Below are 13,810 nucleotides of genomic sequence, written 5' to 3'. Positions count from 1 at the left end.
AGCTCCTTACACCACAATGAGAACGATCAGTGAAATGACAGCCACTGCCGCCCACTGAGTTAAGACAATGATCTTTTTATCCAGCAACTTACCTTTAATGCGAATCGGCATGACTTGCGGCATCATGCCAAAAAAGGTGTGTGCATGAAATAAGCTCCCCGCAAGAGCAACGATGTTAATCGCTACAACCAGTGGATTCGCCATAAACGCTAACCAACTCTGCCAAGCCTCGGGACCTTTGACTAAAGATCCCAGCCCGATAGTCAAAAATAGCGTGAATAGAATGAGTGGCAGTACGGTTGCTTCGCGTACCATATAAAGACGATAGAAAGGATCATCCTTCCACCACGTACGGGTCATTTCACGAACGTAAGGTTTACGATTACTCATTCTATGCCTCCACTTTTTTAGGTGAACCGTCAGGTTTCAACATGGCAATCACGAAATCCATGGAGGACTCGATTTTGCCTTGGTTAACGGCTGCAGCCGGATCAACATGTTTTGGGCAGACTTCTGAGCAGTAGCCAACGAAAGTACAGCCCCAAGCGCCGTTATCACCGTTGATCAGTTTCATGCGCTCGGCTTTACCGTTATCTCGGCTATCCAAATTATAACGGTGCGCCAAGGTCAGTGCTGCCGGGCCGATAAACTCAGAGTTAAGTCCAAATTGAGGGCAAGCGGCATAACACAGACCACAGTTGATGCAGCCTGCAAACTGCTTATAGCGAGCCATCTGCTCTGGCGTTTGTAAGTTCGCACCATCTTCAGGGGTACGATCATTACCAATGATGTACGGTTTAATCGCTTCTAGTCGTTCGATAAACGGCGTCATATCGACGATTAAATCTTTCTCAATCGCGAAGTTAGCGAGCGGTTCAATCTTGACACCATTTGGATAGTCACGCAGGAAGCTTTTACAGGCTAACTTAGGCACACCATTGACCATGATGCCGCAAGAGCCACAAATCGCCATCCGACAAGACCAGCGATAGGCGAGATCTTTATCGACATTATCTTTGATGTAACCGAGGGCATCGAGGACCGACATCGTGTCATCAAACGGTATCTCAAACGCCTGTAAATGAGGCTTTGCATCTTGCTCTGGGTCGTAACGTAAAATATCGACTTTTTGAATACGGTCTGCGGCCATTATTTTTGCTCCTCTGCGCGTTGCTCGGCGGCTTTTTCTGCGGCTGCGGCTTGATCAGCGGCTTCACCGTAGAGGCGCGCTTTAGGTTGAGACTTAGTGATTTTTACATCGCTGTAATCAATCTTTGGTGCGCTATCCGGTTGATAAAAGGCCAATGAGTGTTTCAGGAAGTTGACATCATCACGTTCAGTGCAGCCTTCATCAAGACGCTGGTGAGCACCACGCGATTCTTTACGTAGCATCGCTGAGTGTGCCATGGCTTGCGCCACCTCTAAGCCATAACCGACTTCAATCGCATACAGCAGATCGGTATTAAAGACTTTACCTTTATCTTTGATGCTGATGCGCTTATAGCGTTCTTTGAGTTCAGCTAACTTATCGATGGTGGTTTGCATCAGATCTTCTTGGCGATAGATTCCACAACCCGCTTCCATGGTATGACCCATTTCGGTACGGATCGTCGCCCAGTTTTCATCGCCCTCTTGATTCATCAATGCTTGAATCCGTGCTTCAACGGCCTTGACTTGCTCGTTAATCGCCGAGTCGTTCCAGCCTTTAAAGCTTTCCGCCCGTTGCACGGCATGTTCACCAGCGACGCGGCCAAAGACAACAAATTCAGCTAATGAGTTAGAGCCTAAACGGTTGGCCCCGTGTAGACCAACGGAGGCACATTCACCCACCGCAAATAAGCCTTTAATGCGAGTTTCACACTGACCATTGGTTTCGATACCACCCATGGTGTAATGGACCGTTGGACGAATAGGAATAGGCTCTTTCGCTGGGTCAACGTTAACGTAGGCTTTTGATAGTTCGCAAATAAACGGTAAACGTTCTTGCAGATATTCTTCACCAAGATGACGCAAATCAAGTAGGACAACATCACCTAATGGATGTTTAATGGTGTTGCCTTTTTGCTGTTCGTGCCAGAAAGCTTGTGACACTTTGTCACGTGGTCCAAGTTCCATGTATTTATTTTTCGGCTGACCAACTGGGGTTTCTGGGCCCATGCCGTAATCTTGTAAATAACGGTAACCATGTTTATTGACGATGATACCGCCTTCACCACGGCAGCCTTCGGTCATTAAAATACCGGTACCTGGTAGTCCGGTTGGGTGATACTGGACAAATTCCATATCACGCAGTGGCACACCATGACGATACGCCATCGCCATACCATCACCCGTTACAATACCGCCGTTGGTATTGCAATGGTAGACACGCCCAGCACCGCCAGTAGCGAGCACTACCGATTTTGCTTTAATAATGACCAGCTCACCTTCTGCCATATGAATGGCAATCAGGCCTTGCACTTCACCATCAACGACTAATAAATCGACCACAAAGTATTCGTCAAAACGCTTGATTTGTGGGTATTTAATTGAAGTTTGGAAGAGAGTATGCAGCATATGAAAGCCGGTTTTGTCGGCGGCAAACCAAGTCCGTTCGACTTTCATGCCTCCAAAACGACGAACGTTGACTTCCCCATTGTCTTTACGACTCCAAGGGCAACCCCATTGCTCCATTTGGATCATTTCACGGGTTGCATTAGCAACGAAATATTCGACAACATCCTGTTCACACAGCCAATCACCACCACCAACGGTATCGTTAAAGTGATTGTCTAGGCTGTCTTCTTCCTTGATAACTGCTGCGGAGCCACCTTCAGCGGCAACGGTATGGGAACGCATAGGGTAAACTTTAGAAATTAGTGCAACTTCTAAATTTGGGTTAGCTTCAGCCGCTGCAATAGCAGTACGAAGACCAGCGCCACCAGCGCCGATGACTGCGATATCTGTGGTAATCGTTTGCACAGTTATCCTCCAGTGTAGTGTATTGTGAGGCTTGGTTATCGCCTCTGATTATTATGTGGCGCGTGATGCGGCTAGAAAGATTCTTGATCCGCTCTCGCTACTCAACACTTGAACTCAAGTGCTGGCTCTAGTGTAGAAGAGCAGAGCGAAGAAAAAATTGATTCTGTTGGGTTTTTGCTTCGGTAGTGCAAGTACAAGCATACTTAATGTGCTTTGTGTGATAACGATCACGTACAGAGTGTGTGCTGTGGTTTATTTGGTTTTTTGGTTTCTCAGAGTAAAATGATGCTCTTTGTTCAATAACAGATATTTTTTATGAGTCAGCCACAGTGGATGCCGAGTGCATCAATTGCCCAATTACAGCAGCGTGCCCGTTTATTACAGAATATCCGCCAATTTTTTGCTGAGCGTGAGGTACTAGAGGTAGATACTCCAGCCATGAGTCAGGCGACGGTAACTGACATCCATCTGCAAACCTTTCAAACTCAATTTGTTGGGCCGGATTATGCCGCAGGAAAAACCTTGTATCTGATGACCAGTCCTGAATTTCATATGAAACGCTTACTGGCGGCAGGTAGTGGCTCTATTTATCAAATCAACAAAGCATTTCGTAATGAAGAAAATGGTCGTTATCATAATCCCGAGTTCACCTTACTCGAATGGTATCGAGTCGGTTTTGATCATCATGATTTGATGGATGAGGTGGATGCTTTACTGCAGATGATACTTTCTACCGATACCGCGGAGAGAATCACTTATCAAGATGCTTTTTTGCAGGTATTAAACGTTTGTCCGCTTGAGGCTAGCCTCGTCGAGCTTAAGCAGGTGGCTGCTCAATTAGGTCTCAGTGATATCGCTGAGCCTGAGCAAGATCGTGATACTTTGTTGCAATTGCTGTTCAGCATTGGGGTTGAAGCTCATATCGGGCAACATAAACCTGTGTTTGTGTACGATTTTCCGGCTTCTCAAGCCGCATTAGCCAAGGTAAACCGAAACGATCCACGAGTGGCGGATCGCTTTGAGGTGTACTTTAAAGGCATCGAATTGGCGAATGGTTTCCATGAATTAGACGATGCGGCTGAGCAGCGCAAACGCTTTGAACAAGATAACCAAAAAAGAGTGGCGATGGGGCTTGTTGCGCAGCCGATCGATGAGCATTTATTGGCGGCTTTGGCTGCGGGATTGCCTGCTTGCGCTGGTGTCGCGTTAGGGATTGATCGTTTGATCATGTTGGCACTGGATGAAGATCACATCGATAAGGTCACGGCTTTTCCTTTTCCTCGCGCTTAGCACTCGCGTCAAGCTGGCAAGCCCGTTATACTCCATCACTGTTTTGAATTTCCACTGTAAGAGCACAGGATATGCAAGAGTACATTGACTTTTTTCAACAGAACATGATCCTCTCCCTCGCATGGGTAGGGGTGTTTATCGCGTTGATCTTAAATATTTATAAATCTTCCACCGCCGTCTATAAAGAGATCGGTGCCGCTCAGGTGACCCATTTAATGAACCGTGAAAATGGGATTGTGGTTGATATTCGTACTAAAGATGAATATAAGCAGGGACATATTACTGACGCAGTTCACATTTTACCATCTGAGATCAAAGCGGGTAACTTCCCTGCTATTGAAAAACATAAAGCTGACCCCATCATAGTCGTATGTAAAACAGGCCATAACTCTCGTGAAGCCGCGACACATCTAGCCAAAGCAGGATTTGAAAATGTCAGTCTGCTTAAAAATGGTTTAGTAACGTGGAGTGAAGCGAAGTTACCTTTGGTTCGTGGCAAAAAGTAATCGTTGCTGTGTCGTTTTGAGTAATGTTGCTTGCCACAAGCTGCGCTGAATGATTCGAGTTGTGATCGTTGCCATTGATTGGCAACGCCCTCTGGATGATTTATCGGTACTCGTTTAGTCTCAAGACAGTTGACTGACCACTATTTTTGATATTAAGGATTTTAATCATGGCTGAAGCCGCACAACAAGAAGCACCACAACAAAATTTCGCAATTCAACGTATCTTCCTCAAAGACGTTTCATTTGAAGCACCAAACTCTCCGACGATGTTTCAAAAAGAGTGGAATCCAGATGTTAAATTGGATCTAGACACGCAAAGTCGTGAGTTGGGTGAGGGTGTCTATGAAGTCGTGCTTCGTTTGACAGTAACGGTAAAAAATGCTGAAGAAACGGCCTTCCTGTGTGAAGTTCAGCAAGCGGGTATTTTTACTGCAGAGCAAATGGAAGCGGGCCAACTGGCTCATTGTTTGGGTGCATTCTGCCCAAATATTCTTTTCCCTTATGCGCGTGAAACTATTTCGAGCTTAGTAGTTAAAGGTACTTTCCCGCAGTTAAACCTAGCGCCAGTCAACTTCGACGCTCTATTTATGAACTACCTACAACAGCAAGCTGCCGGTGAAACTGCGCAAGCTTAATTTGATTTAATGGCTGTCTATATTCCTTACTGCTTGACCTCGCTTAGGAATAGGTAGAAAAATGCACAGAGCCGCTCATTGAGCTAAGCGATGTGCATTTTTGTTTTTAGTCTCGATCTAATAAGCGGTTACGAGCCGTTCAGGTTACCCATTCATTCATTCGCTATTCATTAGGTAAAAAAATGACCGATTCGAAAGCACAGCATGTCAGTACCAAACCGATAACCATGACCGTGATTGGTGCTGGTTCTTACGGTACTTCTCTGGCTATTTCGCTAGCACGTAATGGAGCAAATATTGTGCTATGGGGGCATGATCCTCAGCATATGGCTCGTTTACAGTCTGATCGTGCCAACCAAGAGTTTCTTCCCGGGATTGCCTTTCCAGACAGTTTAATTATTGAATCTGATTTGTCGAAAGCGGTGCAGGCCAGCCAAGATTTACTGGTTGTCGTTCCGAGCCATGTCTTCGGGGTAGTATTACGCAGCTTACAACCTCATCTGCGTCAAGACAGTCGTCTTTGCTGGGCAACCAAAGGTCTTGAACCTGAAACGGGACGTTTATTGCAAGACGTCGCCCTCGACATTCTCGGCAGTCGTGTGCCATTAGCGGTACTGTCTGGCCCTACCTTTGCAAAAGAGCTTGCTATGGGTATGCCAACGGCAATAGCGGTGGCTTCGCCTGATGCTCAGTTTGTTGCCGACTTGCAGGAAAAAATCCATTGCAACAAAACCTTTCGAGTGTATGCCAACCATGATTTTATCGGCATGCAACTGGGCGGTGCAGTGAAAAACGTGATTGCGATTGGTGCAGGCATGTCCGATGGGATTGGTTTTGGTGCTAATGCACGTACGGCGTTAATTACTCGAGGTTTAGCGGAGATGTCTCGTCTTGGCGCTGCCTTAGGAGCACAGCCAGAAACCTTTATGGGCATGGCAGGATTAGGCGACTTAGTATTAACGTGCACCGATAACCAGTCTCGTAATCGTCGTTTTGGTTTAGCGTTGGGTCAAGGTAAAGCGGTGGATGCTGCTCAGCAAGAGATTGGACAAGTGGTTGAAGGTTATCGTAACACCAAGGAAGTGTCGTTATTAGCTGCGCGTATGGGGGTTGAAATGCCGATTGTTGAGCAAATTTATCAGGTCTTATATCAAGGTAAAGATGCCCGTTTGGCTGCGCAAGACTTGCTCGCACGAGATAAAAAAGCTGAGCAATGATCGAGACTGCTGATGTGATCAGTAATCGATAACGGTTGAATTTTCAATACCTGATAGATACTGTGGAAGGATAGTGCTATCGCGACCCGTCTGGAGGATGAGCGTGATGAGGCTAACTCAGTGAAAGGCAAAATAAAATGAAGCAGTGCGCACAGAAAAAAGTTTGGCAAACCATCATCCAAGAAGCACGTGAACAATCCGAGCAAGAGCCGATGTTGGCGAGTTTCTATCACGCGACGATCATTAAGCATGACAGTTTATCGGCAGCATTAAGCTATATTTTAGCCAATAAACTCAATACGGCTTCTATGCCGGCCATGGCGGTGCGTGAAGTGGTAGAGGAAGCTTTGGCCGCTGATCCGACGATCAGTGAGTTTGCTGCCTGCGATATTTGTGCGACCGTGAATCGCGATCCTGCCGTATCGATGTACTCGATGCCGCTATTGTATCTCAAAGGTTATCATGCGCTACAGGGGTATCGCGTCGCCAACTGGCTTTGGAAGCAAGGGCGCATTGCACTGGCGACTTATCTACAAAATCAAATTTCAGTGGCTTGTCAGGTGGATATTCATCCTGCTGCAACCATTGGCTGTGGCATCATGCTTGACCATGCAACTGGGATTGTGATTGGTGAAACCGCCGTGGTTGAAAATGACGTCTCCATTTTACAAGATGTGACGCTAGGTGGTACTGGTAAAGAGTGTGGTGATCGTCATCCAAAAATTCGCGAAGGAGTGATGATTGGTGCGGGGGCCAAGATCCTGGGCAATATTGAAGTCGGTGAAGGCGCGAAAATTGGCTCGTGTTCAGTGGTATTGCAGCCGGTACCTCCTCATACCACCGTTGCTGGAGTGCCAGCGCGTATTGTTGGTCGTCCGAAAACAGATAAGCCCTCATTAGATATGGACCAGCAATTTAATGGTCGCTCACAAACCTTTATTGGTGGTGATGGTATTTGATCGGCTATCTACCTTAGCTACCCTGACCACTTCGAGTGGCGGTTAGGAAGGGAAGTAAACCAACAAAAAAAGAGGATGCTCAGCATCCTCTTTTTCATGTTGGGTCAATCAAGCCATCGCATTGAGTTCAGCGAGCGTCTCTTCTGCCCATTCGATCCATGCTTGACGGGTAAGTAAATTACGGCGTAAGGTCAGGCGTTCTAAACGCTGCTGTTTATCCATCATCGCAGGATTGGCATAGTATGCAGACTCGATGTCTTGATAGTGGGTAACAAGCTTACGAGATTCCTCAATTAATCCAATTAACTGGAGACGATAAGGTTCAGCAGATTGTACTGAGCACGCCATGAGCTTCGCACTGAACTCGTCTCTAACGGTTGGATGTGCCGTTGGTTGGTCAAACCATTCGCCTAAAGCTCGGCGGCCGGCTTCTGTTATTGAGTAAACTTTACGATCAGGCTTGCCATCTTGAGGCTCTAGTACACAAGTCACTAACCCTTGCTGCCCCATTTTGTTCAGTTCACGGTAAACTTGTTGATGACTTGCCTTCCAAAAATAGCCAATACTGGCTGAAAATTCCTTAGTGATATCGTATCCAGTAGCGTCACGAGTACTAAGAACGGTGAGAATAACGTGTGGTAATGACATGTCTTTAATCCAAATGGTGAGTAACTTCGTAATCGACTGAACCATCTTATGTACTTCTATCGGTACATTGGGATATGAGGTATCAGTCATGCAGCATCGAGTGCTGTCTCTGTCACCTTAAAAAGCCTTGTATCACCTAGGATTATGATGTTGTATTGATTGGACTGTGATTTGAAATAGTTATTAGGGCATCACAGGGTTTAGCATTATATCTAAATAATAAGCATAAAGTAGAATAAAAACAGTTTTTCGAATAAAAAAGTTGATAATTTTCTCAATAATCGCGGAAAGGCATAGAAAAGGCCATCTTTAGATGGCCTTTTGGTCTCTGTCTAGAGTTTTATTCTGGTTTTACTAACCTGTATTGCGCATTCCGGCTGCAATGCCAGCAATAGTGACCATTAACGCTTCCTCTAACTCGGGATCCGCCTCGGTGGATTGACGAGTCCGATACAACAACTCAGCCTGCAGCATGTTCAATGGCTCAACATAGATGTTACGCAGACGAATCGACTCATGACCCCACGGATCGCTTTGCATCAGGTTCTCATTATTTTCAACATTGAGTACCGCTTTGATGTCTTTTTGGAGCTGGTCTCGTAAGCGATCGCCTAATGGACGTAATGCTGGCTCGACCAAACGTTGGTCATAGTAACGAGAGACATCAAGGTTACATTTTGTGTATACCATCTCTAACATGCCTAATCGAGTAGAGAAGAATGGCCATTCACGACACATCTCCTCAAGCAGAGCTTGATGGCCTTTATCAACCGAGTATTGAATCGCTTCCCCAGCACCGAGCCACGCTGGGAGTACCAAACGGTTTTGACTCCATGAGAAGATCCAAGGGATCGCTCGTAGGCTCTCCACACCACCTTGCGGATTACGTTTGGCTGGGCGTGAGCCAAGCGGCAGTTTACCTAACTCAAGTTCAGGGGTTGCTTGACGGAAGTAAGGGACAAAATCCGGTTCGCCACGAACAATCGCTCGATACGCTTCACAAGAGACTTGTGAGAGGACTTCCATTAAGTCGCGCCACTCTTGCTTTGGTTCTGGTGGTGGTAATAGATTCGCTTCTAAAATAGCGCTGGCGTAAAGATGTAAGCTGTTGATCGCAACTTCGGGTAAGCCAAGTTTAAAACGGATCATTTCCCCTTGTTCGGTGACGCGCAATCCGGCTTTTAAACTCTTCGGTGGTTGTGATAACAGTGCAGCATGAGCCGGCGCACCACCACGACCAATCGAGCCACCACGACCGTGGAATAACGTCAGATCAATGCTCTCTTCTTCACACACCTTGACCAAGTCTTCCATGGCCCGATATTGAGCCCATCCGGCGGCCATTACCCCTGCATCTTTTGCGGAATCAGAATAGCCAATCATCACCATTTGTTGGTTTTGAATGAAGCCACGATAGAGATCGATAGCGAGTAGCTGTTTAATCACGCTTTCGGCATTATTGAGATCGTCGAGCGTTTCAAACAACGGGCAGACACTCATGCGGTAAGGGCAGCCAGACTCTTTTAATAATAGATGGACAGCCAAGACATCAGAGGCGGTATGAGCCATAGAAATTACATAAGCACCAAAGGCATCTTGCGGTTGGGCGGCAATGATTTTGCACGTTTCTAAGACCTCTTTGACCGATTCAGACGGCTGCCAATCTAGCGGAAGTAGCGGACGTTTAGAGCTCAGCTCATTGGTTAAAAAAGCCAGTTTGTCTTGTTCGCTCCACTGATTGTAATCGCCAATCCCTAGGTAGCGTGTCAGTTCGGATAATGCCTCAGCGTGGCGGCTACTTTCTTGACGAATATCGAGACGAACCAAATGGACGCCAAAGGCTTTGACTCGACGCAGAGCATCAAGCAGTGATCCATCGGCAATCACCCCCATGCCACATTCATGCAGTGATTGATAGCACGCGTATAATGGGTCCCATAACTGACTTTCGGTCCTTAAAGGCGCTTTAACCGCCAATTTTTGGCCATGTAACTTACTGTCGAGAATATCCAGTGTGTCTTGCAATAAGTGACGTACACCTTTGAGGACCGCGCGATAAGGTTCGTGCTCTTCTTCACCCGCTAAAGCGCGGAGTGCATCGGTACACTTAGTCATTGATAATTCGCTGATCAATTCATTAATGTCAGCTAAGTATAAATCGGCGGCTTTCCAGCGTGAGAGGAGTAAAACTTCACGTGTGACACTATGGGTCACAAAGGGGTTGCCGTCGCGATCTCCACCCATCCAAGACGAAAAATGCACGGGACGTGCGTCAATCGGTAACCCTTCACCAAGGTTAGCTTTAATATTGTCGTTTAGCTCACGTAAAAATTCTGGAACGGCTTGCCAGAGAGAGTTTTCGACCACCGCAAAGCCCCATTTCGCTTCATCGAGTGGTGTTGGACGTTGTTTACGAATGACGTCAGAGTGCCAGCCTTGAGCAATTAATTGCTCTAAACGACGTTCAGTTTTTTGACGTTCTTTAGAAGACAGATCGCTCAGCTCAAGATTCGATAAACATTGGTTAATTTTGACCAAATTATTGATCATGGTACGACGAGTAATCTCCGTCGGATGGGCGGTGAGAACTAATTCAATGTTTAAATCACGAACGGCTTGGATTGCATCGAATTGGCTGATTTTTTTATCGGCCAATTTTGCGAATAAGCTTTGCAGCTCGTTGGCTTCACCAAGATGGTCTTCGCTATGCCGAGAAATGGTATGATATTGGTCCGCGATATTGGTTAAGTTGAGAAATTGGTTAAAGGCGCGCGCGACCGGAGTCAGTTGATCATTATTGAGGTGTTTGATTTCTTCGATGAGTTTTTCTCGATCGGCTTGGTTGCCTGCTCGAGCTGATTTAGAAAGTTGTCGGATGGTTTCGACTTTTGCCAAAATAACGTCGCCGTCAGCGGCTTGGATGGTTTGCCCTAATAATCGACCCAGCATGCTCACGTTACTTTTTAGAGCGGCGTATTTTTCATTCATTATCATCCTGCCTTGTAAAAAAATTACATCCAATGTCATCTATTTAATTACACAATCTAGCGAAGTTTGTCTAGTAGAGTCAAACAAAGCATACAAAGATTTCATTTATGTCAGGCTGCATTTTGTTAGAAAAATGGTGGTAAAATAACTTATTTTGTTGAAATTTTCTTACAATTGATTGAAACCATTAGCATGCTTATGCTGGCATCATCGATATAAAACCTTGATGAGATGTTGCGCCGCTCTCGCTATCAATACCATCCAACGAGCGGCGCGGGGGAAATGGGATTACTCAGTAAAGCAGTATTTATTGATGGCTTGAGAAAGAATATTCACGGTCGGTTCGATAAAATCGAAGGATAAATATTCATCGGGTTGATGCGCTTGATCGATAGAGCCGGGACCGAGAACTAAGGTTGGACACAACTGCTGTAGAAACGGAGCTTCAGTGCAATAGTTGACCGTTTGCGAGGGTTGTCCACACAGTTCACTCACGCCAAGGATAAACGGGTGATCGTGCTGACACTCGTAACCAGGGATAGGTTCATGCAATGCTTCAATCGCAATTCGACCTGGCCATTTGTCTTGAACGTCTTTGAGTGCGCCGCGCAGTAGGTTATCGAGTCCATCTAAGCTAATTCCCGGTAAAGGCCGGACATCATAATGCAGCTCACAACAGCCACAGATACGGTTCGGACTATCGCCGCCATGAATATGGCCGAGATTGAGGGTCGGACTCGGGATCTCGAAGCCCGGGTGATGATACTCTTTAATCAGTCGGTCACGCAGTTGCATCAGGGCAAACATGACTTCGTACATAATCTCAATCGCATTAACACCCAGCGCAGGATTGGATGAATGACCAGACTGCCCTGTAACGCGAATCGCATTGGCGACGTGGCCTTTATGTCCACGAACTGGCACTAAGCTGGTCGGTTCACCAATAATGCAGTAATCGGGTTGAAAAGGTGCGTTAGCCGTAAAATGTCTGGCACCCAGCATGGTCGTCTCTTCATCACAGGTCGCTAAGACATACAGGGGTTTATTTTGCTTACTCCAATCGATATTTTTTACGGCTTGATAAATGAAAGCAAAAAATCCCTTCATATCGGCGGTGCCTAAGCCGTAGAAACGATCGTTCGCTTGAGTTAAAGCATGAGGTTCAAAATTCCAGCGACCTTGATCAAAAGGCACCGTATCACTATGCCCAGCCAAGAGTAGTCCGCCTTCTCCCGCGCCTTTTTTGGCGATTAAATTATGTTTTCCTGGCGCAACCACTTCGACTTGAGTGGTAAAGCCGAGTGCTTCAAACCATTCGGCTAATTTAGCAATCACCTCACTGTTGCCGTGATCCCATGTCGGGTCAGTGGAGCTGATGGAAGGCGTGGAAATCAGGCCCGAATAGACCTCCAAGAAACTGGGTAATTGCATATTATCTTTGCTCCTACTATTGACAGAGTATCGCTGAAAATGTAAAACACATATTAAATCACTTTTTATGAATAAAAAACCAATTAAGGCTCGTTTTTATAAATTAAAAATCAGTTTTAACTTGGCTTTCACTCCGCTTTGGGATGGGTATTAATGTTAAAAACCGCAATTATTGGTGCAAGTGGCTATACCGGTGCTGAATTAGCGCTGATGGTGGAAAAACACCCTCAACTCAAACTAGCAGGTTTATATGTTTCCGCCAACAGTCTCGATGCAGGAAAATCAATGGCTGAGCTGCATGGTAAATTAGCTGGGCTGATTGACATGGAGATTGAGCCTTTAGTTGACCCACTTGTTGTTGCGAGTCAGTGCGATGTGGTGTTTTTAGCGACGGCTCATGAAGTGAGTCACGACCTGGCACCAATTTTCCTTGCCCAAGATTGTCAGGTTTTTGATTTATCTGGTGCCTTTCGTGTGAAAAGTGAGGATTTTTATCCTAATTATTATGGTTTTGAGCACCAGCACCGTGAGTGGCTAGATAAGGCGGTGTATGGCTTAGCAGAATGGAACCGTGAAGCCATTTTGCATAGTTCACTGATTGCCGTGGCAGGATGCTATCCGACGGCGGCGCAACTGGCTATTAAACCGTTGATTAACGCAAATTTGTTGGATACTGAGCAATGGCCAGTGATTAACGCGACCAGCGGCGTGACGGGGGCAGGTCGAAAAGCGACCCTAACCAACAGTTTTTGTGAAGTTAGCCTGCAGCCTTATGGCGTATTTACTCACCGTCATCAACCAGAAATTGCTACCCATTTAGGCTGTGAGGTGATTTTCACCCCACATCTGGGCAATTTTAAACGGGGTATTTTAGCCACAATAACCATGAAGTTGGCAGCCGGTGTTACGGCGCAGCAAGTCGATGAGGCGTTTACTCAGGCTTATGCTGATCAGCCTGCGGTGAGGCTAAAATCCAGTTTGCCATCGATTAAAGATGTGGAATTTACGCCGTTTTGTGATTTGGGATGGCGAGTGCAAGGTGAGCATATCATCGTCGTTTCAGCGATCGATAACTTACTAAAAGGGGCATCGAGTCAAGCGATGCAATGTTTAAATATTCATTACGGTTTTTCTGAGCTAACGGCTTTGGTGTAAAGCACCAAGCGTAAGGGTGA

At 46.1% G+C, this 13,810-nt stretch carries 12 protein-coding genes; 6 read left to right on the top strand and 6 right to left on the bottom strand.

What is annotated here, in order from left to right; genetic code table 11:
• Positions 1–6: 6 nt before the first annotated feature.
• From frdC to frdA, 3 genes are read right to left on the bottom strand one after another with little or no spacing between them, the layout of a single operon-like run.
• Positions 7–390, bottom strand: a complete 384-nt coding sequence (gene frdC / locus FKQ60_RS14725) for a fumarate reductase subunit FrdC (protein ID WP_004394461.1) — start codon at positions 388–390, stop codon at positions 7–9.
• Position 391: 1 nt separating this feature from the next.
• Positions 392–1,150: a succinate dehydrogenase/fumarate reductase iron-sulfur subunit gene (locus FKQ60_RS14720; protein ID WP_004394462.1), complete on the bottom strand. Its 759-nt coding sequence runs from the start codon at positions 1,148–1,150 to the stop codon at positions 392–394.
• Complete coding sequence (gene frdA / locus FKQ60_RS14715) at positions 1,150–2,961, bottom strand: fumarate reductase (quinol) flavoprotein subunit (RefSeq protein ID WP_158144626.1); 1,812 nt, start codon at positions 2,959–2,961, stop codon at positions 1,150–1,152. Before frdA ends, FKQ60_RS14720 begins: the two co-directional genes overlap by 1 nt.
• Positions 2,962–3,276: 315 nt before the next feature.
• Between frdA and epmA the strand changes: the two genes are divergently transcribed.
• The 5 genes from epmA to cysE all read left to right on the top strand — a co-directional run bounded on the left by epmA (position 3,277) and on the right by cysE (position 7,568).
• Complete coding sequence (gene epmA, locus FKQ60_RS14710; RefSeq protein ID WP_161426210.1) at positions 3,277–4,251, top strand: elongation factor P--(R)-beta-lysine ligase; 975 nt, start codon at positions 3,277–3,279, stop codon at positions 4,249–4,251.
• Positions 4,252–4,322: 71 nt separating this feature from the next.
• Complete coding sequence (locus tag FKQ60_RS14705) at positions 4,323–4,757, top strand: rhodanese-like domain-containing protein (protein ID WP_158138969.1); 435 nt, start codon at positions 4,323–4,325, stop codon at positions 4,755–4,757.
• Positions 4,758–4,924: 167 nt separating this feature from the next.
• Positions 4,925–5,392 (top strand): protein-export chaperone SecB, encoded by a 468-nt coding sequence (gene secB, locus FKQ60_RS14700; RefSeq protein ID WP_004394468.1) that lies wholly within the window; start codon positions 4,925–4,927, stop codon positions 5,390–5,392.
• A gap of 182 nt (positions 5,393–5,574) precedes the next feature.
• Positions 5,575–6,609, top strand: coding sequence for an NAD(P)H-dependent glycerol-3-phosphate dehydrogenase (gpsA, locus tag FKQ60_RS14695; RefSeq protein ID WP_158138968.1), 1,035 nt, complete (start codon positions 5,575–5,577; stop codon positions 6,607–6,609).
• A 137-nt stretch (positions 6,610–6,746) separates the two neighbouring features.
• Positions 6,747–7,568 carry a serine O-acetyltransferase gene (gene cysE, locus FKQ60_RS14690; RefSeq protein ID WP_004394470.1) on the top strand — a complete coding sequence of 274 codons (822 nt, stop codon included), beginning with the start codon at positions 6,747–6,749 and terminating at the stop codon, positions 7,566–7,568.
• A gap of 108 nt (positions 7,569–7,676) precedes the next feature.
• On the opposite strand, the gene FKQ60_RS14685 is transcribed toward cysE, so the two are convergent.
• From FKQ60_RS14685 to argE, 3 genes are all read right to left on the bottom strand, one after another.
• Entirely contained in the window at positions 7,677–8,216 is a 540-nt protein-coding gene (locus tag FKQ60_RS14685; RefSeq protein ID WP_158139081.1) for a PadR family transcriptional regulator, read from the bottom strand.
• 354 nt (positions 8,217–8,570) lie between these two features.
• Positions 8,571–11,204 carry a phosphoenolpyruvate carboxylase gene (ppc, locus tag FKQ60_RS14680; RefSeq protein WP_161426185.1) on the bottom strand — a complete coding sequence of 878 codons (2,634 nt, stop codon included), beginning with the start codon at positions 11,202–11,204 and terminating at the stop codon, positions 8,571–8,573.
• Between the two features lie 288 nt (positions 11,205–11,492).
• Entirely contained in the window at positions 11,493–12,635 is a 1,143-nt protein-coding gene (gene argE, locus FKQ60_RS14675; RefSeq protein WP_004394473.1) for an acetylornithine deacetylase, read from the bottom strand.
• A 153-nt stretch (positions 12,636–12,788) separates the two neighbouring features.
• Here argE and argC point away from each other — a divergent pair, with 153 nt between their 5' ends.
• Positions 12,789–13,790, top strand: a complete 1,002-nt coding sequence (gene argC, locus FKQ60_RS14670; protein ID WP_158144630.1) for an N-acetyl-gamma-glutamyl-phosphate reductase — start codon at positions 12,789–12,791, stop codon at positions 13,788–13,790.
• The last annotated feature ends 20 nt before the right edge of the window (positions 13,791–13,810 follow it).

Origin of the sequence: Vibrio sp. A11 (assembly GCF_013048705.1) — a bacterium.
Taxonomy (GTDB): domain Bacteria; phylum Pseudomonadota; class Gammaproteobacteria; order Enterobacterales; family Vibrionaceae; genus Vibrio; species Vibrio metschnikovii.
Note: the sequence above shows the minus strand (reverse complement) of the source record. Positions and strands in the feature narration are given on the sequence as shown.

Bases quoted from the DNA above. Each gene is read 5' to 3' on its own strand.
- secB (WP_004394468.1), top strand. From the start codon at position 4,925: ATGGCTGAAGCCGCACAACAAGAAGCACCACAACAAAATTTCGCAATT.
- cysE (WP_004394470.1), top strand. From the start codon at position 6,747: ATGAAGCAGTGCGCACAGAAAAAAGTTTGGCAAACCATCATCCAAGAA.
- argC (WP_158144630.1), top strand. From the start codon at position 12,789: ATGTTAAAAACCGCAATTATTGGTGCAAGTGGCTATACCGGTGCTGAA.
- FKQ60_RS14720 (WP_004394462.1), bottom strand. From the start codon at position 1,150: ATGGCCGCAGACCGTATTCAAAAAGTCGATATTTTACGTTACGACCCA.
- FKQ60_RS14685 (WP_158139081.1), bottom strand. From the start codon at position 8,216: ATGTCATTACCACACGTTATTCTCACCGTTCTTAGTACTCGTGACGCT.
- FKQ60_RS14705 (WP_158138969.1), top strand. From the start codon at position 4,323: ATGCAAGAGTACATTGACTTTTTTCAACAGAACATGATCCTCTCCCTC.
- ppc (WP_161426185.1), bottom strand. From the start codon at position 11,204: ATGAATGAAAAATACGCCGCTCTAAAAAGTAACGTGAGCATGCTGGGT.
- frdC (WP_004394461.1), bottom strand. From the start codon at position 390: ATGAGTAATCGTAAACCTTACGTTCGTGAAATGACCCGTACGTGGTGG.
- gpsA (WP_158138968.1), top strand. From the start codon at position 5,575: ATGACCGATTCGAAAGCACAGCATGTCAGTACCAAACCGATAACCATG.
- epmA (WP_161426210.1), top strand. From the start codon at position 3,277: ATGAGTCAGCCACAGTGGATGCCGAGTGCATCAATTGCCCAATTACAG.
- argE (WP_004394473.1), bottom strand. From the start codon at position 12,635: ATGCAATTACCCAGTTTCTTGGAGGTCTATTCGGGCCTGATTTCCACG.